This window comes from Streptomyces sp. x-19 (assembly GCF_046549115.1).
In the GTDB taxonomy this organism is placed as follows: domain Bacteria; phylum Actinomycetota; class Actinomycetes; order Streptomycetales; family Streptomycetaceae; genus Streptomyces; species Streptomyces albulus_C.
Genome location: NZ_JAJPWK010000046.1, coordinates 1 through 26,574, shown reverse-complemented (window position 1 = coordinate 26,574; position 26,574 = coordinate 1). Strand labels below are relative to the sequence as shown.

Genomic DNA, 26,574 nt, shown 5'->3' with positions numbered 1-26,574 from the left:
GACCAAAGGAACAGGCCGGTACATAAAGACACCGGAAGGATCACGCGTCCATCAACGGGGAGATCCCGTGTCCGCCTGCGGGGAGGCGATCGAACCGCCTACGGGGAGCTTCGCATTTCCGCCGTCACATGGCTCGGCAGATGGCGATCCAAGGCGTCGCTCAAGAACGGCGGGGACTGGAACGGACCTTTGACCAGGCCCAGGAAGCGATAGGACGCGCTGAGCAAGACGACTTCCGCCCGGTGTGGCTGCTGGCCTTCTACGACGACGCCGAACTGCACTCACTCGCCTTGACGGCCTACCTCGCCATCGGCGACTGGTCCACTGCCGAGTACCACGCGCACCGTTGCCTCGCTGCGCTCCGACCGCACATGCGCCGATCCCTGGCAATCGCCAGCTGCCGCCTCGCCCACGCCCAACTCGCACAGGGTGACGCCGACACCGCCACGCACACCGCGATAGCCGTTCCCGCCGATGCCGCTACCCAACACCCCCGGGTTTCGCGCATGCTTCAGGAGTTCGGCGCCGCCCTGCGCGCGACCGCGCCGAAGAGTCCTTGCACACGCTCCTGGACCGAGCACACCGCCACCTGGAGGGCCACGGCATGACCACGGCACCCACCGTCGACCTGCGAACGTTCACCGAACTCGACCCCGCTCGCGGGGACCTGCTCGACGTGTACGCCGAAGTGCGCGCCCCGCTGCTTCACCTACCGAACTACGCGGTCACCGCCTTCGGCGAGCGCCTGGACCGGCACGGCGCGGAGGCAGGCTTCACGGCCGTCCTCGCCTACGTGGGCGACCACCCGGTGGGCTACGCCTACGGCAACACGATCACGGACGGCGACCGATACTGGCAGCGCACCAGCCCACCGCCAGCTCGGCAGTACACCGCTGAGCCGGCGGTGGCCCTGAAAGAGGTCGGCGTTCGGCCCGGATGGCGGGGGACCGGAACTGCGCGGCGCCTGCACGACTCACTGCTCGCGAACCGCGACGAGCCCTACGTAACGCTCATGGTGAACGAGGCCGCCGGGCAGGGAAAAGTCCATGCGCTCTACCAGTCATGGGGGTACGCAGACATCGGACACAGTCAGCCTTCACCCGCCTCACCCCGACTTACGGTGATGATCCGGCTCACTCGCTGATAGAAGGCATGCTCCGGTCCAGCAGGCCGCACACCCTTGCGGGCGTCGAACGGTTGGCTGGGGCTGATGCAGGCCACTGCGCTGGTGCTATGCCGCCACACGCCAAGGCGATCTGGCGGCCCAGGCCCGTAGTGCACCACCATGGCGACCGAGCACGCATGCCATCGAGAGGAGCGCTTGTGGCCAAGCACGAGAAGCCGGACAAGCCGCTGTCGGAGGGAAAGCTGCCACCCGGAAACTCCGACGGTCAAGTGCCGACACCACCGCCGACGGGGAAGCGCCGGAAGGACGACGACTGATGGGTCGTCTCTCCGACCTCCAGACGGCGCTGGACCGAGCCATGGAGGAGCAGCGGCTGTGACCGACGGACGCCCCGTGGGTCCGCCACGTCGCGGAGACCTACCCCCGCGACCAGTTCGCGCCACCGCGACTGTGGAGGTGGACCGGGCACGAGTACGAGGCCGGTCACCGTGCAGTCGATCCGCAGAGCTGGGGGGCGGCTGCTGTACGCCGGGCCGTATGAGTCGACTATCACCCAGGTCACCGACGGGCTGCCCACCTCCAGCCTCTCCTGCGAATCCGTCGTCGCCGACATGCTCGACTCGCTAATGCTCCAGCCCGACCACACCACGCTGGAACTCGGCACAGCGACGGGCCGCAACGCGAGGCTCCTCGCAGCCCAGGCCGGACCCGGCCGCGTCGTCAGCGTCGAGTACGACCCGCAACCGGCCGAAACCGCCACCGCCAACATAGAGGCAACCGGCGGCGGGGTCGAGATCCGGGTCGGCGACGGCGACCTTGGCGCGCCGGCGGCCCGTACGACCGCGTCATCTCCATCTACGCCGTCGAGACGGTCCCATGGGCCTGGGTGGAGCAGACCCGCCCCGGCGGCCGCATCGTCACGCCCTGGGGCCGACTCGGGCACGTAGCCCTGAAGGTGTCACCCGACGGCCACATGGCGCGCGGGTGGGTCCAGGGACTGGCGACCTTCATGGCCTCCCGCAGCGCCCAGGGCCTCACGTGGGAGGAGGTGCGCGATGCGCAACCGACTGTCCTGGAGTCGCAGTTCGGCCTCGGCCTCGGGCCCCTCCACGAGAACGCCAACGCTCTCTTCGGCCTGCGGGTGATCCGCCCCGACATTCAGGTGCGCACCGCGGCGACGGATGACGGCCGGATCGCGTGGGTGCACGACGGACGGTCCTCCTGGGCCCTGGTTGAAGAGGACGCCCAAGGCCAAGCGGTTGCGCAGCGGGGAGGTCCGCGGCGCCTGGACGAAGAGCTGACCTCGGGGTGGGAAGAGTGGGAGCGGGCCGGTGCTCCCGAGGTCTACGACTTCGGCATGACGCGTACGCCCGAGACCCAGTACCTGTGGGCGCACGACCCCGAGACAGGGCCGCGCTGGGGCCACCGCGAAGTGACCGGGGACGTCCTGGCCGCGTGAGGCCGGCCCGCGCCCAGCAGTGGGCGCGGGCCCTCGGCAGGAGGCACGACGGATGGCCGCCCCATGGGGGATATGGGTCGGCACGGTGGACGGCTCGACTTGGGCTGTCTCGACGAGAGAGCTCCGACTACGGCGCCCGTTATAGCTCGGACTGGGGGTTGCGAGAGTGGGCGTCAGAGTCCCTTCTCGGCAACGGCAGTTGCGCGCACGAGAGGTTCTCGAATAGGGGTCGGGGCACGCGGACGGCATTCGTAGCCAGGATGGTTATGGCGGTGGTGCTTGCTCACCGTTCAGGCAGTCGCCTTCCAGGCCGCGTCGAGCAAGGCCAAGAATGCGCGCTGTCGCCGGGTATCTGCCTCACCCGCGAGACGGCTGTGGTGCTCGGCCCAGTACGCGCGAGCCGCGGCGCACTCCAAAAGCCGTTGCGCTTCGAACCGGATGGCCTGGTCGTTGAGCTGGCCTACCTGGTACGCCGTGGACAGGAGGCGAATCCGGAGCTCGACGTGGTGGATGTGTGCGTGCGCGGCAGTGACTTCGTCGGGGGGCGTCCACAGCGACCGCCACTCTTGGGTTGAGGTCGCCTCGAACGTCCATGTTTGGAGCAGTTTGGTCGTGTGTAGCGTTACCCGTTGGCGGTGATGACTTTCGGCTTGGACGAGCCGTGCGATTCCGACAACGACAACAACGGCAATGGCCAGGGATATCTGCATGTCCGACTCCAGCGGAAGTTGTGCGGTTGGGCATTCGGCCGGTGCGTCTCGGTCGCTGGCCGGCCGCGGGGTGAGTGAGCCGTGGAGCATGTTGGCGCTCGGGCGTCCGGCGTATCAGCGGGACAGAGGCGGGCTCGCGGCGGGATGCCTTTTGGCTCCACGTTCGCCGAACACGATCCGGCGACGAGTAGGTCCGACCCGGGCCAGCCATTGGTGCGCCCAGGCAGGCACAGTGCGTGGCTGGTCCGGGGCGGCCTGGTCCGAGGCGTGGCGCATGTCAGTCGCTCACGGGGTGGTTGAGAATGTCGCCGAACACCTTGCGGTCCAGGGTCAGGCGCAGGACGTGATGGTCGGAAATGTCCTCAGCCACCTTGATCACCTCGAACCCAATGATCGCGGGCAGCAGTTCGGGGGTGAGAAAGGTGAGGTCGACCCGGCTGTCGGGGCCGTGGGTGTCGCAGGCGTTTACGGTGCAGGAGAGCGCGGTCGGGTCGCCGTGCGGGGCCGTCGCCCAGTACGCCGCGGCGTCTTCGAGACCGGCGGTGCGCAATGCGATGTAGGGGGCGGTGTCGGGCAGGCGCGTGCCGGAGGGCCCAGCGCACGAGCGGTGGGTGCGGTGCGGCCTGTTCTTGACCTTGGCGAGGTCCGGCAGCGGCAGGTCACCCGGCACACCCGTGGGATAGAAGTTGCCGTCGCCCCCGAAGATCGCGGGGACGGTACAGCAGCACCCGTCGGCCGTGGTCCAGCTCTTGTCAGCCCAGGTAGTCAGCCACTCGGCCTCCAGCAAGCGCTGCACGGCACTGCCGTAGTTGAGGTGGTATGAGACCGCGATGAAGGGCACGGCTTTGGGTCCGGCGTCCTCGTAGCGGAGCGTGAGGGCGGTGGGTGGCATGACGAAGTGGGGCCGCCGGCTCTCCCTCCAGTCCCGGACGACGGAGAACGTCGCCGGGTTGTAGAAGAGCCCCGTGCAGGAGTCCTCGCCGAGAACGCCCTGCAGCCCGAGGGTGTGGGCCTGGTCGTTGAAGATCGTGCTCCCGTCGGCGCCGGCGTCCCAGAGCTCCTGGCGGTACACGAGGTCGGGGTTCAGCGACTTGAGCAGCGTGTCGCCGGCGTGCCGACGCTTCGGGTCGCCGTTTCCGTTGTTTTCCTGATTCCAGCAGAGCAAAGTGATCGCGTTCATGCGCAGGTGGCTCCTTCGTGGACGGTGAACTAGTCGTGAATCGTGAGGAGGGCATGGCGACGCCTGTCGGACGCGGCCCAGGTGGTCAGTCCCCGGCGCCCAACAGGCGTCGCTCGGCGCCGGGGTAGCTGAAGTGGGGACTCGGTGTTCAGATCGGCTGTCGGCGCGACGCCGGCCCTTCGCGGGCCGCGCCCGAGAGGGCCCGCACGGGGTGGGGGCTCTCAGGATCGGACGGCGGTCCGGCGAAGTGGGTCACAGATGGCACGACGGGGCCGGCGGTGCCTGGGCGCCTCTCAGCCCGGCTCGCGTTCGTCGTCGGGCTCCTTCACACAGCCCAGAGCAACGAGGGCGTCTGCCAGCTCGCCGCAGGCCCATCCGGTCTGGCGAAGGTAGCCGAGCCCGGAGCCTGCGGGGTTCGCCCGAAGGGCACGGCTCCAGACGACCAGGCCCGCCACGTACTTTTCGTGACAGGCGCGGTTAGCGAGCGCGATGTTTTCGAGCTGCCGGAGATGGGCGTGCAGACGCTGAATCAGTGCCGACTGGAGGGCCGGAGGAGGCGGAACGTGATCGACAGCCTGCGCAACGTCGTCCAGCAGAGGGCCCATGGACAGTGGCCTCCAGTCCTTTACCGCCGTGAGCAGCCGGGCGAGCAACTGCTCTTCGCGCGGGGCCCATTGGTCGCGCAGCGGCTGGGCGCACAGGACCGCCTGCTCGCTGGCATGAACCCCATTCACTGGACGGCCCCGGCCTTAGCGGTCGCGCTGTCCAGCGCGGCCAGCGGCTCCCAGGAGTACCGGATCTGGACGCCGCGGGCTCCAAGGAGGTCAACCTCCGACCCTCGCAGTTCAACGACCGGGCTCAAGGCGTTGGGCCACCGCACGATCACCACGCCGATCTCATCCCTCTGCGCCATCTCGCGAACCTCGACCCATCCGCGACGCCGCCGGAGGTCCGGCTCGCCGAAGGCGTCATTGATCTCGCGAACGATCCGCATGCCGTGCTGCTCCGCGAAGGCGCGGCCCTCTTCCCGCGCTCGGGCCACCGAGACCGTCTCGGTTCCGGCGCGAGCCGCGCAGACGTAGAGCACAGCCTGTGTTGCGTGGGGCGTCTCCTGAGTGGTCATCGTCGCCTCGCAGTCGAGTCGTGGCGCCCGGATCGCCCCTCTCGGGGGTAGGTGCGACCAGGGCCGTACCCGACACCTAACTGGGTATTTCCGCGCGGGAGTTAGGGGAGGGCCCAGACGCGATGCTCGCGTAACCTAGGAGGCTTTGACTATTTCATTACCTCACTCTGGGCGGCGAAGCCCTACGGTGCGTATATGAATGCCACGCGAAACGCCACCCTGACGGCGTGGATGGCGGATCACGGCCACAGCTCAAACACCCTTGCCAGGGACCTGAATTCGGCGATCGAAGACCTCACCGGAAAGCCCGGGAGATACGACGGACGCACAGTCCGCGATTGGAAGTCAGGACGCGTTACCTGGCCCAACAGCGTGACCCGTGAAGCCCTGAAGGCCGTAACCCGCCTGGAGCCAACCGCTCTAGGGTTCGTACCCCGGGGTCAACCCCCGGCCGCCACCTCCCCGCCAGTAACACCGGAGGACGACGTGAACCGTCGCGGATTCTGTGGTGCGGCTGCAGCCGCCGCCATCGCCGCCCCACTTGGGGCCGCACGACCGACCGTAGGCACCTCAGATGTACTGAGAGCCCGCGCGGGCCTGGCCAAGCTGACCAGTCTCGACCAGACCCGTGGTGGGCATGCCGCACTGGAGCGAGCCGCCCTTGCCGGAGCTCGCACGACCCTCGATCTGCAGAAGGGCTCAGCGACCCAGCGCATCCGCCAGAGGCTTTTCAGCGTCGCTGCCGAATACACGTCGATGGCCGCCTGGTCCTCTCTCGATGCCCGTCAACTCGACCGTGCCCAGGAGCATCTGAACGAGGCGCTAAGGCTCGCCGGCATGGCTCAGGACTCCACCGCGGTGATGCGAGTGTGGAACAGCACCGCGATGCTCGCTCACCACCGACGCGAGTACGGCGAGGCCGTCGCCGCGGCGCAGGCGGCGCAGGCTACGACCATCACGCGGCGCGATCCGCTTTTCAGCTCTCTCGGCCACGCCCGGGCCGCCGTGGCGCACGCCACCTGTGGGGACCGTCAGGCTGCTCGCCGTTCACTCGGCCACGCTCACGAAGCCCTGAGCAAGGCGCAGCAACAGCCCCGCCCAGGGTGGATCGTGTTCTACGGCCCGGCGGAGTTGGAGGCCCTCGGCGCGATCATGCACGATCAGCTCGCGGCTCCCGCGGAAGCGGAGAGGTCTTCCCACCGGGCTCTGGCCATATTGCCGGCCGAGTATCGACGAAACAGGGCCATGGCTACCGCCCGGCTCGCTCTCGCCCAAGTCCACCAAGGGGAGATTGAGCAGGGATGCGCCACCACGGCGGATGTGTTCGCGCTGATGGCTGGGCATCCTCTTCCCGGGCGGCTGCGGGTGGTGCTGGGTGACTTCCACCGTCACCTGGTCAGCATCGCTCCCAACGCCAGCGCGGCGAAGGACTGGGCCGACCGATATCGATCTGAATGGAGCACTGTGTGACCACGGCAAATGTCCTCCTGAAGCAGTACAAGCACGCCGATCTCGCGGACATCAAGCAGACGCTCCTGGACGTCCACGCCGATGCCTACGAGGCACGGGCAGCGGAGCCGTTTGTCCAGCGCTTCCCGTGGTTCGTGAACCATTGGGGCAGCAAGGAGGGCTTCTCCTGCGTCGTCGTCTACGACGCCAACGAGCAGGCGATCGGCTTCACCTATGGGGCGCCCGCCGAGGCCGGCAACGAGTGGTGGCGCGAGTGCATGGATCCGCCCTCCGAGACCAGCACCTTCTCCGTTTCGGAGCTGATGCTGCGGGTGGCGTCGCGCGGCCGCGGCTTGGGGCAGCAGTTGCACGAGGCACTGCTCGGGGAGCGGGACGAAGCCCTGGCCCAGCTCACCGTGGACACGAAGCGGCCGCGGTTGCAGGCCCTGTACGAGTCATGGGGTTACAAGAAGGTCGGCGTCCGGCAGCCCTTCCCCGACTCGCCGGTTTACGCCGTGATGGTGCTCGATCTGAAGGCTGGCGCCTGACCCACAGTTCCCCAGCGGCTCGCCCCGGCATAGGGCGGGCCGCTGGGGCCGGCCAACGGATACCGATCGTGAAGCCGCGAACCCAGCTCCTCAGCGGCCCCGTTCAGGCGCTCGCCCGGATCGTTCCCGTCGGTGCGTGCAGCCACAGGTGCTGACCGTGCTCCGTGACCGTTAGACCGAAGGACTCGGTGTCCGGACAGCCAAGGGCCGCGTACTCCGACTCGACCTCATCGACCTCCGCCCACAGGTCCCGCGGGCCGTACACCGTCACCGTCCCGCCGCCGGCCACGGCCGCCGAGCCGTCGTCGGCCTGAAGCCACACGGTCCTGATGCCTTGGTGGAAGCCGTGCGTCATCCGTACGCCCGGCAGACGGGCGCTGCCGTACAGGGCGAAGCCCAGCGGGTAGAGCCGCTCGGGATCGAGGCCGGTCTCGCGGCGCCGCGCCGTGGTGGTGTCCGGCGGCCCGAGCTTCTCCAGCCGGTGGGAGCGCATCGGCATGTAGGAAGCGCCGTGGAAGAACCGGCCGACGAGGTCCCCGTCGTCCTCGCGGACCAGGCGGACCGTTGCGCCGCCGTAGAAGACGTCGGTCATCGGGGCCACCAGGACACCGCCCGGCGCGAGCTGACCGGCCAAGCACGGTGGTACCTCGCGCAGCGCGCAGGTGGACAGGATCCGGTCGTACGGGGCCCGGTCGGCGAGGCCCAGCTCGCCGTCGGTGACCCGGATGGTGGGGTGCAGCCCCTCGGCGTCGAGGTTGGCCTCCGCCCGGGCGCTGAGCACGCCGTCGATCTCCACGCTGCAGACGTTCTCCTCGCCCACCCGGCGGCACAGCAGGGCGGCCACGTAGCCCGTGGCCGTGCCGATCTCCAGGACGCGGTCACCGGGGCGGACATCGAGGGCACTGAGCTGCCGAGCAACCATCGACGGCTGACTGTTCGACGATGTCGCGATCCCAGGCCCGCCCGGCTCCCCGTGGTCCAACTGCGTGACCACAGGCTCGTCGCTGTAGATCAAGTCCATCCGCTCGCGGCCGGTCACCAGCTCGCAGCCGCGCCGCAGTTGCCGCCAGGCCGGGTCCGGGATGAAGCGGTGGCGCGGTGTCTGCTCCCAGACCTCGCGCCACCGTGGGGAGAGCAGGCCGCTCTCTGCCATTTCCGCGGCGAGTGTGGCCTGTTCCGGGTGGACTGGTGAAGCGTGTGTGGTCACGGAGTAACTTCCTGTGGGCGGCTGCCGTCGGGGCTCGGCTCCTCGTCCGGCACCGGCCACGGCTGGTCTTCTGGTGGACCGCCGTGCCTACCACCGTTGGTCTGGATCATAGCCATGCGGGGAGCGAGCACGACGTCCTCCTCTGCGGATCGGAAATGTCGTGCTGGTGACGGTAGGGCAGTCGGCGGTGGGCGGGAAGGGCGCGTGGGCGCACGCCGGCATGTGGTCGCGGGCCGGGACCGGCCTACGTCGGCTGGGGCCCGCGGTACCACCCGGCCGGCTCGCCGTGTGCCATCTGGTGGGGTCGCCTTCGGCATCGTGCGACCGGGCTGGGCGTCTGGGCCGCTGGTTTACGGGGTGTTGGCCGGCTATCGCAAGGGCCCCGGGCGACGGCCCGCGCACCGTGCGCGCCGTCGCAGCGTCGTGGCCGATCTCGCCGATGAGTCGCAGGACCTCGCCGGGCTCCACGCCGGCGGGCATAGGTCGGGCGGGGGGGGGGGCTCCGGTACAGCCAGCACCCGTTCGCCGCGGTGGGGTTGACGGGCCCCGAGTGGCGCGGACCACGCCACTGGACATCGAGTCGCCGTCCCGTGCCCGGCCGGGAGTACGGCGCCGCTTTGCGGGGTCGCCAGAAGGCACAGTCGCCGGCGGCGGCGGGCGATCGACCTCCCGGCGAGCCCGGCGGTCCATCTCCCCCCCGGACGGACCGCCGTGGAGGGACAGACGTTCACCGAGCTGCGGACTCAGGCCCAGAGGCCGAGGTGATCGCCGCCCCGATCTGTCTCCTCGCCTCCACACCAGCACCCCTTGGCAGTCGAGGCACCTCACGCGCCCGAAACGGTGCGCTCCTGGTAGTCGACCGGCACGTCCCGGGGTCTACTGCGTGGCGTCCGCAGACGGATGGCCGATGAGCAGCCGTACTTCGCCGCCTTCGATCGCGGCGAGAGCCGCGCGGCGAACGGCGTGCTGCATGCCCATTGATCTCCAAGCGCACGGAGGGCACCGAGATGGCCCCACCAGCCCGGGACTGGCAGGTGGTTCATCTCCGAGGGCACGGAGGACACGGTGTGACCGGCCGATGCGGGTGCGCATGAAGCGGTTCATCTCTGAGCGCACAGAGGACACGCGCCTCGCGGAAGAGCGCGGAACGGTCCATCTCCGAGCGCGCGGAGGACACCCATCACCAGCCTCCGGAAGATCGGCACCTTCCGGTTCATCTCCGAGCGCGCGGAGGACACAGCGCACCGACGGTGCCCCCCTCCCCGCTGAGCGGTTCATCTCCGAGCGCGCGGAGGACACGCCGCGTGCTCGTTGACCCGCTGCCGGGCCTCCGGTTCATCTCCGAGCGCGCGGAGGTCACGCGCCCACGGCGGCGTCGGTGACCCGGGTGTTCGGTTCATCTCCGAGCGCGCGGAGGACACAGTCGCGCAGCACAAGGGCCGTGGGCGTCTGGCGGTTCATCTCCGAGCGCGCGGAGGACACACTCTCTGAACTGCGGCTACGCCTCTGCTTTGCCGTCTCTTGACTCGGACGATGCGCGGGGGAGGTTGCCAGCGGAGGCGCGGGCCGATGCACCGGACAGGGGGTATGCGAAGTGGCTAGGGCAAAGCGTGCTGCTGTCGTAGATCGTCTCCGGGCAGGCGGAGCAGTGAACCTTAGAGCATTTCACCTGGGTGCATCTCCAGGAGTGGGTGGAGGCCACGAGCGTATGACGACAAGAGGGTGGTCACGTACGTGACAGGCCGGTGGTGGGGCTGTATTTGAGGTGGACTCCGTTGGTCAGGCTGCGGCCGTCGGGGGAGAGGAGGAGGACTGGTCGGCGCGCGAGGGCTGGGACTTGGGGTGCGGTCCAGGCGGTGTGGGGCGGGAGTGGGTTTTTGCCGCGGAACCAGCTGTGCGGCAGGGGAATGGTGTTGAGCATGACATCGCGTTGTTGGGCGCGGTGCTCGTCCGGTTGGCGGTAGGGGTGGTAGCGGGTGAGGTCGGCGACATGGTGACCCTCGGGGTCCCAGGTGTGGTGTCCGTTGGGCTGTTGGTAGAGGGCGATGACGTTGATGGAGGGCTCGCCGAGGCGGGAACGCGCGACAAGGTGGTGGCTGTCGTCGCCGTCTTCGCCGTCGCCGTGTGAGGCGCCTGAAGCAAAATCTTCGATCTCGGTAGGCAGCCCGAATGGGTAGGGGGCAACGGCTCGTTTGAGGGCTTCCGCTTCTTGAGCGGCGAGGTCGGCTTGCCAGCGGTCGTAGGTGGTGGCGAGGAGGGCGTGGATGGGGTCGGGGCCGGTCGGAGGGCTTTGGCTGTAGACCTCGTGGATGAGGGGGGCGATGGTGAAGTCGCTGCGGCTGGGGTGGGTGGAGATCGTCAGGAGGCCGTTGTGGTCGGCGCGGCTGTGCAGGACGTGCCAGGTGGCCGCTTGGACGTATGGGGCGTAGACGCTGGTGGGGCGTTGGCGGGCGTCGAGGACGCGCGGGAGTCCGTCGAGTCCGGGCCGCCATAGGACGTGGAGGTCGGGGGCTGCGTCGGCTAGCTGGAGGCGATTGATGAGGTGTCGCCAGAGGCGTCCGCGGCGTTGGATGAGGAGGTCGATAGGGGCGAGGTCGGAGTAGAGCATGTCGAAGTCGATGTCGAGGCTCTGTTCCAGTACTTGTGTGCCGACGACGATCAGGCGTTGCGGAAGGCGGGGCCGGTTGGGGTTGGGGTGGGTGCGTCGTTTGTGTGGGTCGGGGTGGGGACCTAGGTGTATTGCCCTGTGAGGTTGGGGACGCGGCTGGCGGGTGGTTTGCCCTTGAGTGCGGTGTGTCCGCGGTGGTGATTGTAGGTGTGCAGCCAGTGTGGGAAGGCGTCGCGTCGTTCCTGCTCTGAGCGGTAGGGACGTGCGTAGGCCCACTCTTCCATCAGGGTGCGGTTGAGGCGTTCGACTTTGCCGTTGGTCTGTGGGCGGTAAGGGCGGGTGCGTTTGTGGGTGATCCCGGCGGCTGAGAGGGCATCGCGCCAGGTGTGGGACTTGTAGCAGGCTCCGTTGTCGGTCAGGACGCGTTCGACGGTGATCCCGCAGGAGGTGAAGTACTCCTGGGCCCGTTGCCAGAAGCCGGTGGCGGTCTCCTTCTTCTCGTCGGCGTGGATCTCGCTGTAGGCCAGGCGGGAGTGGTCGTCGACGGCGGTGTGGATGTAGCTGTAGCCGGCGCCGGAACGGGTCTTGCGGCCTGCCTGCCGGCCGAGTGTCCTGTGGCCGCCGCCGTCGGGGATGTTGCCGAGCTTCTTGATGTCCACGTGTACCAACTCGCCTGGCTTGTCACGTTCATAGCGGCGTATCGGCCGGCCGCTGGCCCGGTCCAGGTGGGTGAGGCGGGCCAGGCCGAACCGGGTCAGCACGCGGTGCACGGTTGAGGGGACCAGGCCGAGCAGGTGGGCGATCCGGGCCGGGCCCCACCGGCGCAGGAGGCGGACCTTGATGATGCGCCGTTCCGTACGTGTCGGGGTGTGGCGCGGGCTGTGGTGAGGCCGGGAGGACCGGTCGGCCATTCCTGCCTCACCCAGCAGCCGGTAGCGGTCGGCCCATCGCTGGGCGGTGGTGGGAGAGACCTGGAAGCGTTCGGCGGCCCGCCGCAGGGCCCAGCCGTCCTCAACGACGCAGCGGGCCAGACGCAGCCGTCCGGTCTCGGTCAGGGGTGCATTACGGTGGGACACGAGGGCCTTTCTGTTGGTGTAGACGTCGCAATCCACACCGAACCGGAAGGCCCTCACCCATTCAAGATCCAGCAGCCGAGACCTGCCTCACCCGTCCACAACCTCCCCGGACAGAACACCTAGGGCTTTGAGGATGCGTTGTTGGATTTTGCCGCGGTCGCGTTCGGTGAAGAGGCTGTGGATAAGGATGAGGTCTTTTGCGGACCAGCCGGCTGGTGGGTTGGGGTGATTGGCGAGTGCGTGGTAGAGGCTGGTGGCGCTTTCCCGGTCGTTGAGGACGGCTCCGTTGACGGCGTGGTCGTTGAAGAGGATCTCTTGTGCCAGCGCTTGGGGGCCGGGGTGGCTGCGCAGGTGGAGTGTGGTGCGCAGGGGGGTGGGGGTGGTGGCTGGATTGGTGTGGGTGAGGTGTCCGTTGTGGTCGACGAGGGTGATGGGTCCGGTGTCGGCGAGGGCGGGTGGGGTGGTGCGGTGTCCGGTGCACCAGGCGTCGATGAGGTCTGTGCGGATGGTGGTGGGGAGGGTGGCGGAGAGGATGATGACGGAGGTGCCTGCTTCGGCGAACCAGGCGATCGCTGTGCCCAGGAGGCGTTGTTGGTACATCTCGTAGGCGTGGGCTTCGTCGATGATGACGACTTTTTGGGCCAGGCCGAAGAGGCGGAGGAACCAGTGGCGGAACTTCTGTGCGGCGAGGACGACTTGGTCGACGGTGCCGATGCCGAAGGGGCTGAGGAGGCCGCGGCCGGTGTGTAGGAACCAGGTGTCGAGGACGACGGGGGAGCAGTCGTTGTCGGTGAGGTTGATGGTGCGGGCAAGGTCGGTCAGGGATGCCTTGTTCGCTTGGAGTTCCTGTGCGGTGGCGGAGGTTGATGCGGTTCCGGTGACGATGGCCAGGTTGGCGTCGAGCCTGCCGGATGCGGAGTTGCCCAGGAAGGTGGCGCAGCGGGTGGCGAGTTGCTCGGTGGCCATGCGGGTTGCTTGAGCGAGGTAGAAGCCGTGGTGGCCGTTTTGGATGGCTAGGTGGTGGGCGAGCCAGAGGGCGAGTTCCGTTTTTCCTGATCCGGTCGTTGATTCGATGAGGGCCAGGGTGGGGCCGGGCAGCGGGGTGACGTCGATGACGGCCTGTTGGAGGGCGTTGGGATTCGGGGTGTCTGGGTGGACTTTGGCCCAGGTGTCGTCGGTCGGGAGCCAGCGCTGTAGGCCGAGGTCGCGGATGGCGTCGGTGGCGTCCCGGCGGGCGTTGGCCCACCACTGGGTGGGGGTTCCCCCTGCGCGGTAGGAGAAGCGGGATTCGTCGGAGGCGACCCAGTCACAAAGGACGGTCAGGCCGGCCAAGTGGATGAGGGCGATGGGCCGCTGGGGGTTGATGACGGTGGGGAAGGCTGCGAGGTCGACGCGGAGTTGGTGAGCGAGCTCCTGAAGGAGGTCTTCGTGGAGTGCGCACCAGTCGGGGGTGAGGGCGACGTCGGCGTGGCTGATCTCGTAGTCGCTGGGGATATGGCCGTGGTGGCCGCCCAGCAGGGTCGCGACGTGGTGGAGGCCGGTGTGACACGTGCCGAGTTCGTCAGGTGTGCAGCCGGGGCAGCCAAGGAGGGCAGGCAGGTAGTGGGCCGTGACGTGCTGATGCGGTGCGCTCGGGGCGCTGCGCCAGTTGTCGGCCGTCAGGAACCCGGCCCGCCGGGCATGCGTGGCCCATTGCGCCAGGGCCTGCTGTAGTTCGGGGTCCGTATCGGGGGCGGTGAGGAATCGTCGCATCCACCCAGGCGTCGCCTTGCCGAGGTCGTGTAGGGCCGTGAGCAGCATCAGGATCTTGCGAGCGGTGGCGAGGCAGCCCCCGCCGTAGGCGTCGGCGAGGTCTTGGCGGGGGCGTTGGGCGAGGTAGTGGTCGAAGAGTTCCCCGCAGACGGCTGCGACGTCCAGGGCGTGGGCGAGCAAGGTGTTCCACAACGGTCCCCCGCGCTGACGGCTCAGGCCGTGCCGGTCGCTCTTCGCTGGCACCCAGGCCCACCAGGGTGAATATCGCACCGCACCGTTTCCTTTCAGCCGCTTCACGGGACGACTGCACCCATGAAGCAAGAAGAGATGAAATGCACTAACCAGTCACCAGTTACATGTCCCACTAAACAGCACGATTTGCGTCATGAAGTGTGCATCCAGGCACTGACAATCGGCTCTGACCAGGCAAGACAGGGCTCAGTGGAGTGGCTGGGGCTGGTCGAGACCTTCGCTCGCAGCGAGCAGCTCGCGACGGTCGTGCATGCCTCCCCTGGTACGCGTGTGGCCCAGATCGAGCTGCTGCTCGGCCTGTGCTACGCGACCGGCGTCTATCCCCGCACGCACACGGAGTGGCGGGAGTGGAACGAATCCTGCCGGCCCCTGACGGACGTCGCGGAGCGGCTGGCCTCCGCGGAGTTCGACGGGCTGCTCGACCCGCTACACCCCGAGCACCCTTTCGGGCAGAACGCCCTGCTGGCAGATCACCTTGATCCCCACGGCTATGGGCCGGCCCAGCTGGGGATAGAGCGCTGCGCTGACTACAACCAGTTCGCTGATCACCAGCATCTGTTCGACGGACCGCTACCGATGCGGGAGGCGGTGCTGGCGATGCTGACCCAGCACCACTACGGGTTGGGTGGTCGGGTCCGAGCGAAGACGAGCTGGTTGGGCCGCGCCTTCACCTTCGGCTCGGTGGGACGACTTGCTGGGCGGGTGCGCACGCTGGCGTTGGGTCGGACGTTGGCCGACACGCTGCGGCTGAACCTGACCCCGCATCGGCCACCGCCCGGGCAGGACTTCAGCGGCTTCAACTTCTCCTGGACGCGGGGACCCGTGCAGCGCCGCACGTTCGACGGCGCCACTGCGCACATGCGGCGCTCGGTAGTGCGGCCGGGCGACCTACACAGTGTGTTGGGACGGTCGGTGCTGCTGCGGGCAGACCGCTCTGCTGCGGGGGAGTTGGTGGTCGACCGAGTGCTGATGGGCGCGGGGGAACTGCTGGAGCCGCTGGGGGCTGATGCGTTGCAGGACGCGGTGATGGATAGCGGCCGACCGTTGCAGGCCAGTGCTGAGCACGGGCTGTGGCGGGATGCTCATGCCCTCTATGCCGCGTGCCGGACGCACACCAAGGGCAACGACCTGTTCTCCCGACTGGCCAGCCTCAGGCGGCCGATCACACTGTGGTCGGTGGGGCTGGTGGCCAAGCAACGGTCGGCCACCACCTGGGTCAGTGACACCTTCCCCTTCGACCCCAAGAGTCAGCCCGCGCTGCTGCGGGTGTCCAAGGAGGCGGCCGCGTGGACCGACTTCCTCGCTTCCTGCGTAGAGAAGGCCGCGATCGTCGCGCGCGATGTCGTATATCCGCAGGCCCGCCCGGACGAACGCAAGGTACTGCTGAAGCGCTTCCACCCTGGCTCGCTGCTGTTCGCCCGGTTTGAAGGACCCTTCCACGAGCTGCTCGACGACGTCGCCGCCGGCGTCGCCGCCGAGACGGCGCTGGCGTGCTTCGCCGAGCAGGCGGTCCACGCATCACGGGCCGCGTTGCGTGAGCGTCTGCGGGGCCTGCCACGCAGCGCTACGGCGTTGGAGGCCGAGGCCCGGGCGGAGGCCCGCTTCGAAGCCACTCTGAACGCCACCGACACTTTTCCCTTGCTGAAGGAGGCCGCTCGCCCATGACCGCCGACACCAGCACCGTCGCTCCGACGCTGTCTGCAGTCGACTCACCGCCCGATCCGTACCGGTCTTTGACCAACTGGCTCGCTGGGCTAGCCAGAACGGGGAATCGCGGCGCAATCGTCGACCTGCAACGCCCGCACCATGCCAGCGAGGCCCTCGCCCGAGCCGGCCGCTTCGCCCCCGACGACAGCGTCACAAGCAGGACGCCGTTCGAGGCCACCGCGTACCTGTTCGCCGCCTACCACGCCGGTCTGCCCTGGGCCGACAACGTGCGTCTGTACGGCTCGGGGGATCTGGGGACGGCGATGCGTCGGATCGGGTCCGGAGCCCTGCGGGGCCCGCGGGATCCGGGATGCGACCGGCTCTTCAAACAGATCGTGGCCCCGGGCCCGCTGCCACGCGTGCGCCTCGAACACGCCATCAAGCGGCTCCGCAATGACGATCGCTTTCCCCCCTCCTGGAACCAGCTGGCACACGACCTGGCGGCCTGGAACGACTCCGAGGCCGCTGTTCGGCACCAGTGGGCCCGCAGCTTCTGGGCCCCCCGCTACCACGTCCAGCCCAAGCGCACCCACGCCTGATCCACACCTGAAGGAGCCACCATGAACCGGTTCTTGTGCCTGCATTCCCTGACCACCTACGCCGCGGTCCTGCTCGTCCGGGACGCCAACGGGCGCCCCAAGGAAATGCTTTTCGGAAACGCGATCAGAACGCTCGTCCCAGCGCAGACCGAGCGCCGCGCGGATCGCACGCTGATGCGGGAACGCGCCAACCGTGGCGAAGGTCCCCTCGCCGGCCGCGCGTTCGGCATCCGCACCCGGGAATGGGCCCGCCTGACCGCCCGCGAGTTGACCGCCCAAGGCTGGGACGCGACCACCGCCGCCACGACCGCGAAGGAAACCCTTTGCGGGCTTGGCCTGAACTTCGGGACCAAAGACAGCAACGCCGACCTGACCAAGGTCCTCATCTTCGCCCCCGAGCGCGCCGCCATCGACATCGCGAACGTCATCGCCACCCGACGCCATCAAGTCGAGCCGTGGCTGGCGCAGGTCCAGGCCGAGCGTGAGAAGGAGAACCGCAAGAAGGAGCAGTCGAAGAAGCGGAAGAACAAGTCCGACGCTCCCGACGAACAGCCCGAGAGCGAAGCAGCGGAAGAGGTGAAGATCCCCCCGCTGCCGCAGGAAGTGAAGTCCGAACTATTGGCCGCGTTCAGCCCGCGCGACGCGATCGACATCGCCCTGTACGGCCGCTTCCTGGCCGAGATCGCGGAGTCCCCCAATGTCGATGGGGCCGTGCAGACCATGGGGTCGTTCTCCGTAGGCCCGGCCTGCGTCGTCGACGACTTCTACAGCGCCGGCGACGACGCCAAGCTCGACCGCCGCGCCCACGCCCTGGACGTCTTCGACGAACCGGGCGCCGGCATGACCGGGTACCAAAGCCTGTTCTCCGGAACCTTCTACGGCCACAGCGTCCTGGACCGCGTCAAACTGCGCCGCACCCTGAAGTCCTCGACCGGCTGGCCTGACGAGCAGGTCGAAGCCGCAGCCGCGGACGCCGAAGCCGCCTTCGTCGACGCCTTCTGCAACGCCGTCCCCGCCGCCAAGGCCAACACCACCGCCGCCGGCGGCACACTGCCCAAGCTCGTCTTGGCCTTCACCAGCAACCGCCCCCACAACTACGCCGGCTGCTTCGAAAAGGCCATCGAGGAGAACAGCACCACGCCCTCGGCCAGCATCCAGGCCGCCCGTCGGCTCCTGGCCCAACACCACCTGATCATCAAAAAGTGCGGCATCGAACCCGGTCGCGTCCTGACCTACGACCTCGACACCACCGAACTCCTCAACGAACTTCGCACCGCCGGCACACTCGCCTGCCACGAAGCCGACACCCTCGACGACTTCCTCACCCCAACCAAGCCCCGCGGAGCGATGGCGTGACCGCCACCCTCCTCCTACGCCTGGAGGGCCTTCTCCAGGCGTGGGGCACCCGCTCCCACTTCCACAACCGCGACACCCTCCCCCGCCCCACCAAAAGCGGCGTCATCGGACTCCTCGCCGCCGCCGACGGCCACGACCGCGACGAACACCGCACCGCCGAGGACGACTTCCTCCCCCTCACCACCCTCGCCCAACTGCGGTTCGGAGTCCGCGCCGACCGACCCGGAACCCTCGTCGAGGACTTCCACACCACCGGCGGCGGCAACTACCCCCTCACCCCCCGCGACCTCATCACCGACCCCGACCGAGCACACCGAGCCGCCCCCATCACCGACCACCTCACCGGCCCCACCTTCACCCACGAGGCAGAAACCGCCCTCACCGCCTGGTACGGCGCCCCCAAAGGCATCGCCCCGAACCCGACCACCGGCGTCCTCCAGGCCGCCAACCGCAAACGCACCCCCCTCACCAGCACCCGCAGCTACCTCGCCGACGCCGCCTTCCTCGCCGGCGTCCAAAGCGACAACCACGCCCTCCTGCAACGCCTAGCCGACCGCTTGAACGAGCCCCGCCGACTGCTCTGGCTCGGCCGCAAGAACTGCCCACCCACCCACGACCTCTTCCACGGCATCCGCCCCGGTGACGTCGAAAACGTCCTCTCCCACGAACCGCCCCTTCCCCGCGCTCGCCCCACCCGCTGCACGGCCTGGATCGAAGCACCCCCCGGCACCCCCAACGCCCAACCCATCACAGACCAGCCCGTCACCTACGCCTCACGCCACCGCACCCACGCCGACCGCTGGGAACAACGACGCACCATCACCTGGAGCACACCATGACCCCACCCGAGACCGTCCCGTTCACCACCCAGCACGCCCTCCTCGACCTCGACCTCGACCACCCCCTCATCGCCAGATCCCTACTCGACCCCCACGAGATGCACCGCACCGTCATGGCCGCCTTCCGCCACTGGATCCCCAACGGCACCCGCGACGCCCGGGCCCAGATGGGCGTCCTGCACACCTACAGCGCCAACCTCAAAACCAACACCCTCACCCTCATCGTCCAATCCCGCGTCCCCGGCAACTGGAAAGCCCTTCCCCGCGACGCCTACGCCGCACCCCCAGACGTCCGCACCATCCACCAACAACTCACCACCGGAGAACGCCACCGCTTCCGCACCGTCATCAACCCCGCCCGCTACGCCCCCGGCACACCACGCACCCGGCCCCGAGCCGAACACGCCACCCCCGACAAAGCCCTCCAATGGTTCACCTCACGCCTACAAGCCCCCGGCCACCCCAACCACGACCGCTGGCCCCGAATCGGCGCCCACACCCACCCCGAACAACTCACCGTACGCACGCTCGCTCCCGTCACCAGCCACACCTCCCACCACGGCATGACCATCAACCGCGCCGAAATCACCGGCCACCTCACCATCACCGACCCCCACACCTACCACCGCACCCTCACCCACGGTCTCGGCCCCTCCCGCGCCTACAGCTGCGGCCTCCTCCTCACGCAACCCGCACCCCAGCTGACCTCTCACCAAACCGCAAAGAAGCTGCAAAGTGCCCACTAAACCCCAGGTCAAAAAGGGTGGACTCCGCGCGCTCGGAGATGAACCGGCGGCCGGGGAGGTGCCGGCGCCATCGCGGTGGTGGACTCCGCGCGCTCGGAGATGAACCGCCGAGGTCACCGTGCGCACGTCCAGCGGGGAGGTGGACTCCGCGCGCTCGGAGATGAACCGCAGGTGGCCGTGATCGGTGCCGCGAGCATCGGGTGGACTCCGCGCGCTCGGAGATGAACCGCAGCCGCCGACCTCGTCCACGCCTTTGCCGATGTGGACTCTGCGCGCTCGGAGATGAACCGGCCCGCAAGGCGCGCCGGTACGCCGGCCGCCGGTGGACTCCGCGCGCTCGGAGATGAACCGCTGTAGCCGTTCATCCGGCCGGTGCTGGCCTCGTGGACTCCGCGCGCTCGGAGATGAACCGTCGCAGGTGAGCTGCGGGCCAACATCCACGCAGTGGACTCCGCGCGCTCGGAGATGAACCGGTCATGCCCGGCACTGTGCCACTGCCCGATCAGTGGACTCCGCGCGCTCGGAGATGAACCGGCTTGGAGGAGGGCGTACTTCTCGCTCGCCGTGTGGACTCCGCGCGCTCGGAGATGAACCGTAGGCGCCTGGCTCACCGCCGCCGAGCGAGGCGTGGACTCCGCGCGCTCGGAGATGAACCGCGACCGGGGCCGGGGTGACCCGGTTCGGGCTGGTGGACTCCGCGCGCTCGGAGATGAACCGTCCGCCCTCGTCGCGGCTCGCCTGATCACCGAGTGGACTCCGCGCGCTCGGAGATGGACCGGAGAAGCGGGAGTCGCACTCGAACTCCCCGGGGTGGACTCCGCGCGCTCGGAGATGAACCGGCCGTGGGCTACATGAACGCTGACGAGGGCCCGTGGACTCCGCCATCTTGGAGCTGAACCGGCACCCGGCAGCTACCGGCCGCAGACCAAGGCGTGGACTCCGCAGTTGGACTCATCGGTTCAGATGGGCGGACAGGAGGAGTTCGGACTCCGAAGAGAGGGAGACCAAGCGCCACTGATCGTCGGCGCGGTAGGTCAGGGTCCCCGGCACGTCGCCGACGCCCGGGTGATAGTCCCCACGGGTCAGCCCTGTGAGGACCGTGCTCCGCACGCCCTCGCGCAACATGAGCGAAATCTTGGGGGACCGCGAGGTCAACGGAAGGGTCTGCGAGCGCTGCGTTGACGAGCGTTCGGATCTCTGCGGTGGTCATCAGCTGCTGCCATCCGGTCATTGCCTCAGAATCGGCCATTCGATGAGTCCGGCAAGGGACGACTGGCAGCGCCCTTCCAGGGTCCCGGCTCCGCTCGGCACTTGTGGCTCTGAGGCTGGGCCCGACAGGTCCGAATTGGGGGACTGTCGGGCCGCAGCCTCGGATGGGTCCTCGTGTCCGAATTCGGAGACTCAGTCGTGAGCGTGGGGAGCCTGCAGATGTTTGGTGATGCGCGTTAGCACTGTGGCGACCATCTCGCGTGTTTTTGTCGCGTTGAAGCTGTAGGGACCGACGCATTCAGTGTCAGTCAGGTCTCTTTCGAGAGCCCCAGCCCGAGCGAGGATGCCCAGGAAGAACTCCTGGGCCTGGTCCTTGTTTGAGGAACTGCCCGTGGCGGTGCTTTCGGCATGGCTCTCGATCGGGACAGACGTTGGCTCCGTTGCCCTCCCGCGATCGTCTGCAAAATTTTGCACATTTGGCGCCGGGGCGAGCGATCGGGGTTGCTGCTGGGCGTTGCCGGTGGGAAGTGCGACGCGACGCTTAGGGTCTGGGCCCGGCGTCAGCGGAAGCTCGTCGGCGCTCATGAGCCGCCGGGCGGCTTCTATGAGCTGTGCCTCCTCGGCGTCTTTGCCCGCGGCCTTCAGGACAGCCTTCGTGATCTTGGTGGTCAGGGCGGCCGTGAGCCGCACGCCTTCCCGGTCCGCACGTTCCCTCAGCTGCTGGTACATGTGCACCGCCACGTCGAGTCCATACCGGTCCGCAATTGGCAACATCGCGCGCCTGTGTGACGCCGTAACAGGTTTGCCCAACGCCATATTGAGCCCCCCAGACAGGGGCCATTCCTCGATCATCTGGTAGGCAGCGCGCACGCTGATCTCCCAGCGCTCCTTGACGTACTCCTCGAAGGTTCCGTGGGTCTTGCGGTAAAGCCTGCGGTCACGGATGGATTGCAGCGCCTTGCCAGCAAGCCACATGGCGGTGGCCAGGTTCTCAACCGCGCGCTCACACTCCCCAAGTTGGTGGAGCTCATCGTGAGTGAGCTCTCCCGATGCGGAGACTGTTACCGGGACGGGGATCATGTCGGAGGTGACGACAAGGTCAGCCGGGCGCCCGGGGCTGTGACGTGCTGTGGGATGACTGCTAGCCGGGAGGGCCTGTTGCTGTGCGCGTCGGTCCCGCAGCGCGGCGGTGTCGTCGCTGTTGCTCATGCCTGGGCCCCCGCCTTCGGCAGGAGGCCGCGGTCGATCATCTCGGTGACCAACTCGTCGTAAGCAGAGCCACGCGCGGTGACCGGCTTGAGAACAGACCGGGCGTACATCGTCCGGTGGGGGATGGTGGTGGTGAAGACGTTCCAGCCCTCCTCCTGAAGGTAATGACGCCACTGGTTGGTCGCCCTGGCGCGACTGATCGTTCGGGTGAGCAGTACCCAGGTAGGAGGCGGATTGCCGTCAGGCCGGAGCACGGCGACCTCGTCGATCAGCTCGCGCATCGCGAGGGGGCGTTCGACGCGGTCGATGTCCGCGGCCGTCGGTGCGGTGTTGAGGATGGCGAGGTCGGCGATGCGCAGGACGCTCTGGACGATGCTGCGGTGATCCTCGGCGTGACCGCAGTCGACGACACCGATCTGGCCAGGGGCCATGGTCGGGGGCACGTTCTTGTAGAACATCGGCGTTGCTTGCTGCTGCACTGGGAAAGGGAAGCCGCCGGCCCGGGCGTCCCACTCCGCCAACTGCCGGCTGTAGTCAGCCTCGAACGCGCTGACCGGGAACCCACGCTCATGGAGGGCGTGGGTATGCCACCCGACGGAGGTGGTCTTCGCGGCGGTACGCGGACTGATGTGAGCGAGGATCACGTCAATGCTCCTTCGGCATGTGCACCGGCCTGGATGACTGACCAGGTGCGGGTCTGAGGTGGGATGGATGAACCCTGCGGGTGCGGAGCCGTGCTCGGTTCGTGAACGGCCCGGGAGAAGGGCCCGGTGGGCGGAGAGGGGCCACAGTCATCGGCGCATCGTCGTCCCGGTCGCTCGGAGCAGCCCGGTAGATCCTGCTGTCCGAGCAGCTGTACTCGTCGGCGAGGACGGAAGCCCGCTCCCCCCGTCGTGGCGGTATCGGAGTTCGACCATGACTTGTGGCGAGCCGCCGATTGCTGGCGTCGACGGGCCTCGCGCGTTGAGCACATGAAGGCTCGCTGGTTCGACGAGCAAGGGACGCGTCGTATGTGTGGTGCACCCGCGTTCGGCTGCCAGGCAGTCGAGCGTCAGCCCGCTCTCGTAGCGACTCCGCGGCAAGGTGACGAGACGACGTCGAACTGCAACCTTCTCGGCATCCGCGCGGAGTTTTCGGGTCTTGCCAGGGGTACGCATGGCAGTGCCGACCACTCGCAGTCGGCACACCATGCTGCCCTGGGGACAGCCCCGTGTGATCCTGCAGCTCGCGCACTGTCGCGCCGGCGGCGTAGTAGGTACAGGGCTCCAGTGCCTATCCTCTGCACGCCGCACTGAGACGAACTGCTGGGATCTCATGCCGCGCATCTCCCTTCCAACACGGCAGCAGCGTGTGCGGCGACCAGTTCGTCGTGGGAACGCCGGTCGGCAGGCGTGATGAGGATGAGGCGGCCGTCGGATGCGACCCTCCACTCGGGGTCGATGCGCCCGGTAGTCGGGTTGAGGACGGTCCCTCCGGGCCCTCGCCACTCGACCGGGATCTCGTCGGCACGTGGTGCGGGCACCAGGACGTACTGACCGTTGCGCACGACGACCGTTGCCTTGTTGCGGTGTTCGGCACGCTGCTTCAGCGCCGTCCGATACACCGCGCGCTCATCGGCATGCAGCGCCTTGCGGTGCGCGGCGGTGCCCGTGGTGCCGTAGCGATCGGAGATGTCGTTCCAGCCCTGGGCCGGCTGGACCTCGGTATCAGCGTCCCCAGGGGGCTGGTCGATCCCGAGGCCCTCCAGTGCCCCAGGCGCCAACGCCCAGACCTGATCGGTGCGCAGTACGAGCCCGTTGGCCGCGAGACGGTGCAAGGTCCGGTACGCGGTCGCTCGTGAGACGGAGGCAGTGACGGTGAGCTCGGTGACCGTCTGGTCAGGGCGTGAGTGCAGTGCGCCGATGATCATCAGAGCGGAACTGCCGAGTCCGCGATGAGCGAATGCATCATGAGCCATGAGACGGCTGATGACAGTCGAGTCGACGTCGGCACTCAGTGGCGTCTCACTGCTGGACCACTCCCCAAGGGCTTGGTCGGGGGGGCACTGAGTGGTACGGATGCGAGACAGTGAGAGGGCGGGCTGTTCAGGGCCGTCACCGAGGTACCAGACCGAGCCCTCCGTGCCGTGACCGACCCTCAGTCGCCGAAGCCAGCCAAGCGGCTTGAGAACCGCCTCGTACACGTACCGCAGGGACTGCCGAGAGACCCCCGCTTCCTCCGCGGTTTGACGTTCACTGGCGGCGTGTTGACGACCTCCAGCCCTCTCGGCGAAGTTCAGGTGGGCTCGGAGTATCCGCAGAGCCGTGTGGCGCCGTCTACCGCTCCACGCAGTGGTCTCTATTCGTCCGCGCAGTGCGGCGAGGTCTTCGTGGGCGTGCTGTCGGGATTCCACTGCCACCGTGCTGCTGACCGCCGTGCAGGCATTGGTCCAGACGCGATGGACGTAGTCGTACGCCCGGGCCTGACCGGAGCGCAGCGCGATGGTCCGGGCGAGCCGGCCACCCTCGTGATCGGGGTGCATCAGAAGCCGCGTCAACTGGTCCACGGTGCCGCCGAGTCGAGCAACGTGGCAGGCGATGGCCGCGGTGATCCGGTGACCGTGATCAGCCGCGCCCTGCCGGTCCTGGCGTCGCACGACGGTTCGGCGGTCGGGGCCGAGTTTGCTGTAGCTGCCCGCCGCATAGCGGCCGGTCAGATCTCCGAGCAGGACAAGGTCGGCTGCGGCCCTGGGTAGTTGGCAGAGTCCCAAGGGCGCGCGCTCAGTGGCTCTGGTTGCTCCTGCTTGACTGTGATTGGCACTGACGTCGCCTTCGTCGGCGTGCGCTCCCGTGATAAGCGCCTTGAGGGACATGAACGTTCCTTTGCAGGCTCCGCAGCACGCGTTCCGGGTGAGTCCGCCAAGATCCAGCCCGGTAGCGTCGGTCATGTGGAGTGAGGGGCCCGATCCGGTATAGCGACCGGTCGGGCCCTTTGCTTTACGTCTTCGTTGCGCCTCCACAGGGGCGGTCAGCTGGGTGTAGGCGCACACACCGGGTAGGGAAGCCGAGGGGCCCCGGGCGCGTAAGGCAGGTCGCTAGGCATGGGAGAACCCGCCCTGGTCCGCGATTCTTCTCAAGTCAGGACGGGTGCTGTGGAACGTGCCGACCTACGAGCCCCGTCCTCTGTGAGGAGCGAGTGGGGGAGGCTGGCGGCCACCGCATGCCCTTAGGGATCGCTTCAAGCGGCGGGGTTGAGGCGGATACTGCCCGGCATTGTCGGGCCGCCGCCGGTGGACTTACGAGTTCTGGTGTCCTTGCGGCGGCGGGCCTTGGCCAGTTCCGACGGCCTGGCCCTCTCGCGGTTCATCTCTCGTATCTCGCGGCAGTCCTGGAGGCTGAACCGCAGGAACTTCCCAAAGCGGTGGTGAGGGAAACCGCGTTGGTTAGCCCCATCCCGGAGCCACCTCTCGCCGCAGCCAATGACGCGGGACGCTTCTTCCGGGACGAGCATCACTTCGCCCTGCTCAAGGGCCTTCATGGCTGCATCGATGATGGCCTCGCGATCGGCACCGGTGCGGTTGGTTTCGGGACTTGTCATGGCACCTCTTCCGTCTGGGGCTGCCGGGGCTTCGAGGAGCGTCAGGTAGCTGCGGCTGACTCCCTCGCCCACGTGTTCGCACGCGATCCGGCATCGCTCGCATCGCCGCCTCGTTCAGGTAGGAGGCGGCCGGGCATGAAGAGAATGTACGCCACTCAACTCGCAGAAACTAGCAATCTAATCGCAGAAACATGAACTACGTCGTAGATATTTGCGTCACTCGTGCGCCAGCGCGGCGAGTACGCCCGCGGTCCGATCGAGCTCGTTGGAGTTTCTGGCCGCCCCTGCAAGTTCCTGGGAAGATGTAGCCCATGCCCACCCCTGCAGACGAGAACGCGCTCCACAGGCTCGCCGACGCCGCCCGGCGGCGCCGCATCGAGCTGGACTTGAACAAGATCGACGTTGCCAACAGCGCCGGGATCGCCATCAACACCTACATGAAGATCGAAGACGGCAAGCCCCTCCGCGACGTCACCTACGGAAAGATCGAGAGGGCACTCGGATGGGCACCGGGCTCCACCCGGGAAGTGCTTCGCGGGAGGCAGTCGACCGTCGTTGAGCACCTCACGGACGGCGTCGTGGTCTCACCCGTCACGGAGGAGGAACTGGAAGCCGACGTGGCACAGGCCGTCACCAACGCCGCCATCGCCGTGGCAGACACGCTCAGCGCCTCCGACATCCGCAAACTGAAGCAAGCCGTCATCGACGAACTGCGCCGATCCGGCCGTCTCCCGAAGCGGGATGAATGACGGAGTTCCGCCTCGTTCGAGATCCGACTAGTAGTGCTTTGTTACGTGGTCTTGTCACGGTGGGTGTGTGGTAGTTCGCTGGTTGTATGAGGGCTGGGGAACTTGCTGTGTGTCGGGGCCGGTTGGAGGAGTTTGCCGGGGAGGTGTTTGCGCC

23 protein-coding genes, 2 pseudogenes and 1 CRISPR repeat array are annotated in these 26,574 nt (G+C 68.0%); of the genes and pseudogenes, 12 read left to right on the top strand and 13 right to left on the bottom strand.

Annotated features, from left to right (window positions below; translation table 11 throughout):
• Positions 1-128: 128 nt before the first annotated feature.
• From ACLJT4_RS40775 to ACLJT4_RS40760, 4 genes and pseudogenes are all read left to right on the top strand, one after another.
• Positions 129-608 (top strand): annotated as a pseudogene (locus ACLJT4_RS40775) (hypothetical protein); the annotation flags it as partial.
• A complete protein-coding gene (locus tag ACLJT4_RS40770) occupies positions 605-1,144 on the top strand; it encodes a GNAT family N-acetyltransferase (RefSeq protein WP_411130129.1) in 540 nt (179 codons plus the stop codon). The pseudogene ACLJT4_RS40775 and the gene ACLJT4_RS40770, both read left to right, overlap by 4 nt.
• A gap of 470 nt (positions 1,145-1,614) precedes the next feature.
• Positions 1,615-2,000: pseudogene (locus tag ACLJT4_RS40765) on the top strand (protein-L-isoaspartate O-methyltransferase family protein); the annotation flags it as partial.
• 12 nt (positions 2,001-2,012) lie between these two features.
• A complete protein-coding gene (locus ACLJT4_RS40760) occupies positions 2,013-2,585 on the top strand; it encodes a hypothetical protein (protein ID WP_411130131.1) in 573 nt (190 codons plus the stop codon).
• A gap of 290 nt (positions 2,586-2,875) precedes the next feature.
• Here the strand turns inward: ACLJT4_RS40760 and ACLJT4_RS40755 are convergent, their stop codons facing one another.
• The 4 genes from ACLJT4_RS40755 to ACLJT4_RS40740 all read right to left on the bottom strand — a co-directional run bounded on the left by ACLJT4_RS40755 (position 2,876) and on the right by ACLJT4_RS40740 (position 5,598).
• Entirely contained in the window at positions 2,876-3,295 is a 420-nt protein-coding gene (locus ACLJT4_RS40755; RefSeq protein WP_411130127.1) for a DUF6082 family protein, read from the bottom strand.
• 277 nt (positions 3,296-3,572) lie between these two features.
• A complete protein-coding gene (locus ACLJT4_RS40750) occupies positions 3,573-4,475 on the bottom strand; it encodes an endonuclease/exonuclease/phosphatase family protein (RefSeq protein WP_411130126.1) in 903 nt (300 codons plus the stop codon).
• A 293-nt stretch (positions 4,476-4,768) separates the two neighbouring features.
• Positions 4,769-5,209 (bottom strand): DUF6415 family natural product biosynthesis protein, encoded by a 441-nt coding sequence (locus ACLJT4_RS40745; RefSeq protein ID WP_411130124.1) that lies wholly within the window; start codon positions 5,207-5,209, stop codon positions 4,769-4,771.
• On the bottom strand, positions 5,206-5,598 hold the full coding sequence (locus ACLJT4_RS40740; RefSeq protein WP_411130122.1) for a hypothetical protein: 393 nt from the start codon (positions 5,596-5,598) through the stop codon (positions 5,206-5,208). The genes ACLJT4_RS40745 and ACLJT4_RS40740 overlap by 4 nt, the downstream gene beginning before the upstream one ends.
• Positions 5,599-5,793: 195 nt before the next feature.
• On the opposite strand from ACLJT4_RS40740, the gene ACLJT4_RS40735 reads away from it, so the two are divergent.
• Positions 5,794-7,068 (top strand): hypothetical protein, encoded by a 1,275-nt coding sequence (locus tag ACLJT4_RS40735; protein ID WP_411130120.1) that lies wholly within the window; start codon positions 5,794-5,796, stop codon positions 7,066-7,068.
• A complete protein-coding gene (locus ACLJT4_RS40730; RefSeq protein ID WP_411130119.1) occupies positions 7,065-7,595 on the top strand; it encodes a GNAT family N-acetyltransferase in 531 nt (176 codons plus the stop codon). Before ACLJT4_RS40735 ends, ACLJT4_RS40730 begins: the two co-directional genes overlap by 4 nt.
• Before the next feature lie 103 nt (positions 7,596-7,698).
• On the opposite strand, the gene ACLJT4_RS40725 is transcribed toward ACLJT4_RS40730, so the two are convergent.
• The 4 genes from ACLJT4_RS40725 to ACLJT4_RS40710 all read right to left on the bottom strand — a co-directional run bounded on the left by ACLJT4_RS40725 (position 7,699) and on the right by ACLJT4_RS40710 (position 14,481).
• A complete protein-coding gene (locus ACLJT4_RS40725; RefSeq protein WP_411130118.1) occupies positions 7,699-8,748 on the bottom strand; it encodes a methyltransferase in 1,050 nt (349 codons plus the stop codon).
• 1,780 nt (positions 8,749-10,528) lie between these two features.
• Positions 10,529-11,542 (bottom strand): hypothetical protein, encoded by a 1,014-nt coding sequence (locus ACLJT4_RS40720; protein WP_411130130.1) that lies wholly within the window; start codon positions 11,540-11,542, stop codon positions 10,529-10,531.
• The gene (locus ACLJT4_RS40715; RefSeq protein ID WP_411130117.1) at positions 11,533-12,486 is read right to left on the bottom strand and encodes an IS481 family transposase; all 954 of its coding nucleotides are present in this window, start codon (positions 12,484-12,486) and stop codon (positions 11,533-11,535) included. Before ACLJT4_RS40715 ends, ACLJT4_RS40720 begins: the two co-directional genes overlap by 10 nt.
• Before the next feature lie 87 nt (positions 12,487-12,573).
• Positions 12,574-14,481: a CRISPR-associated endonuclease Cas3'' gene (locus ACLJT4_RS40710; protein WP_411130115.1), complete on the bottom strand. Its 1,908-nt coding sequence runs from the start codon at positions 14,479-14,481 to the stop codon at positions 12,574-12,576.
• 69 nt (positions 14,482-14,550) lie between these two features.
• On the opposite strand from ACLJT4_RS40710, the gene ACLJT4_RS40705 reads away from it, so the two are divergent.
• The 5 genes from ACLJT4_RS40705 to ACLJT4_RS40685 are packed head-to-tail and all read left to right on the top strand — an operon-like array spanning position 14,551 to position 19,677.
• Positions 14,551-16,155, top strand: coding sequence for a type I-E CRISPR-associated protein Cse1/CasA (locus tag ACLJT4_RS40705; RefSeq protein ID WP_411130113.1), 1,605 nt, complete (start codon positions 14,551-14,553; stop codon positions 16,153-16,155).
• Entirely contained in the window at positions 16,152-16,736 is a 585-nt protein-coding gene (casB, locus tag ACLJT4_RS40700) for a type I-E CRISPR-associated protein Cse2/CasB (protein WP_411130111.1), read from the top strand. The genes ACLJT4_RS40705 and casB overlap by 4 nt, the downstream gene beginning before the upstream one ends.
• Positions 16,737-16,757: 21 nt before the next feature.
• Positions 16,758-18,092: a type I-E CRISPR-associated protein Cas7/Cse4/CasC gene (locus tag ACLJT4_RS40695; RefSeq protein ID WP_411130110.1), complete on the top strand. Its 1,335-nt coding sequence runs from the start codon at positions 16,758-16,760 to the stop codon at positions 18,090-18,092.
• On the top strand, positions 18,089-18,931 hold the full coding sequence (cas5e, locus tag ACLJT4_RS40690) for a type I-E CRISPR-associated protein Cas5/CasD (protein ID WP_411130108.1): 843 nt from the start codon (positions 18,089-18,091) through the stop codon (positions 18,929-18,931). The genes ACLJT4_RS40695 and cas5e overlap by 4 nt, the downstream gene beginning before the upstream one ends.
• A complete protein-coding gene (locus ACLJT4_RS40685; protein WP_411130107.1) occupies positions 18,928-19,677 on the top strand; it encodes a type I-E CRISPR-associated protein Cas6/Cse3/CasE in 750 nt (249 codons plus the stop codon). The genes cas5e and ACLJT4_RS40685 overlap by 4 nt, the downstream gene beginning before the upstream one ends.
• Before the next feature lie 17 nt (positions 19,678-19,694).
• Positions 19,695-20,577: a CRISPR direct-repeat array (repeat unit 29 nt; unit sequence GTGGACTCCGCGCGCTCGGAGATGAACCG).
• A 51-nt stretch (positions 20,578-20,628) separates the two neighbouring features.
• Here ACLJT4_RS40685 and ACLJT4_RS40680 read toward each other — a convergent pair.
• From ACLJT4_RS40680 to ACLJT4_RS40660, 5 genes are all read right to left on the bottom strand, one after another.
• A complete protein-coding gene (locus ACLJT4_RS40680) occupies positions 20,629-20,802 on the bottom strand; it encodes a hypothetical protein (RefSeq protein WP_411130105.1) in 174 nt (57 codons plus the stop codon).
• A 276-nt stretch (positions 20,803-21,078) separates the two neighbouring features.
• Positions 21,079-22,095 carry a hypothetical protein gene (locus ACLJT4_RS40675; protein ID WP_411130104.1) on the bottom strand — a complete coding sequence of 339 codons (1,017 nt, stop codon included), beginning with the start codon at positions 22,093-22,095 and terminating at the stop codon, positions 21,079-21,081.
• On the bottom strand, positions 22,092-22,739 hold the full coding sequence (locus tag ACLJT4_RS40670) for a plasmid partition protein (RefSeq protein ID WP_411130103.1): 648 nt from the start codon (positions 22,737-22,739) through the stop codon (positions 22,092-22,094). Before ACLJT4_RS40670 ends, ACLJT4_RS40675 begins: the two co-directional genes overlap by 4 nt.
• A gap of 668 nt (positions 22,740-23,407) precedes the next feature.
• Positions 23,408-24,946, bottom strand: a complete 1,539-nt coding sequence (locus tag ACLJT4_RS40665; protein ID WP_411130102.1) for a transcriptional regulator — start codon at positions 24,944-24,946, stop codon at positions 23,408-23,410.
• 365 nt (positions 24,947-25,311) lie between these two features.
• A complete protein-coding gene (locus tag ACLJT4_RS40660; protein WP_411130101.1) occupies positions 25,312-25,671 on the bottom strand; it encodes a hypothetical protein in 360 nt (119 codons plus the stop codon).
• Positions 25,672-25,982: 311 nt separating this feature from the next.
• Between ACLJT4_RS40660 and ACLJT4_RS40655 the strand changes: the two genes are divergently transcribed.
• Positions 25,983-26,420, top strand: coding sequence for a hypothetical protein (locus tag ACLJT4_RS40655; protein ID WP_411130100.1), 438 nt, complete (start codon positions 25,983-25,985; stop codon positions 26,418-26,420).
• Positions 26,421-26,574: the final 154 nt, after the last annotated feature.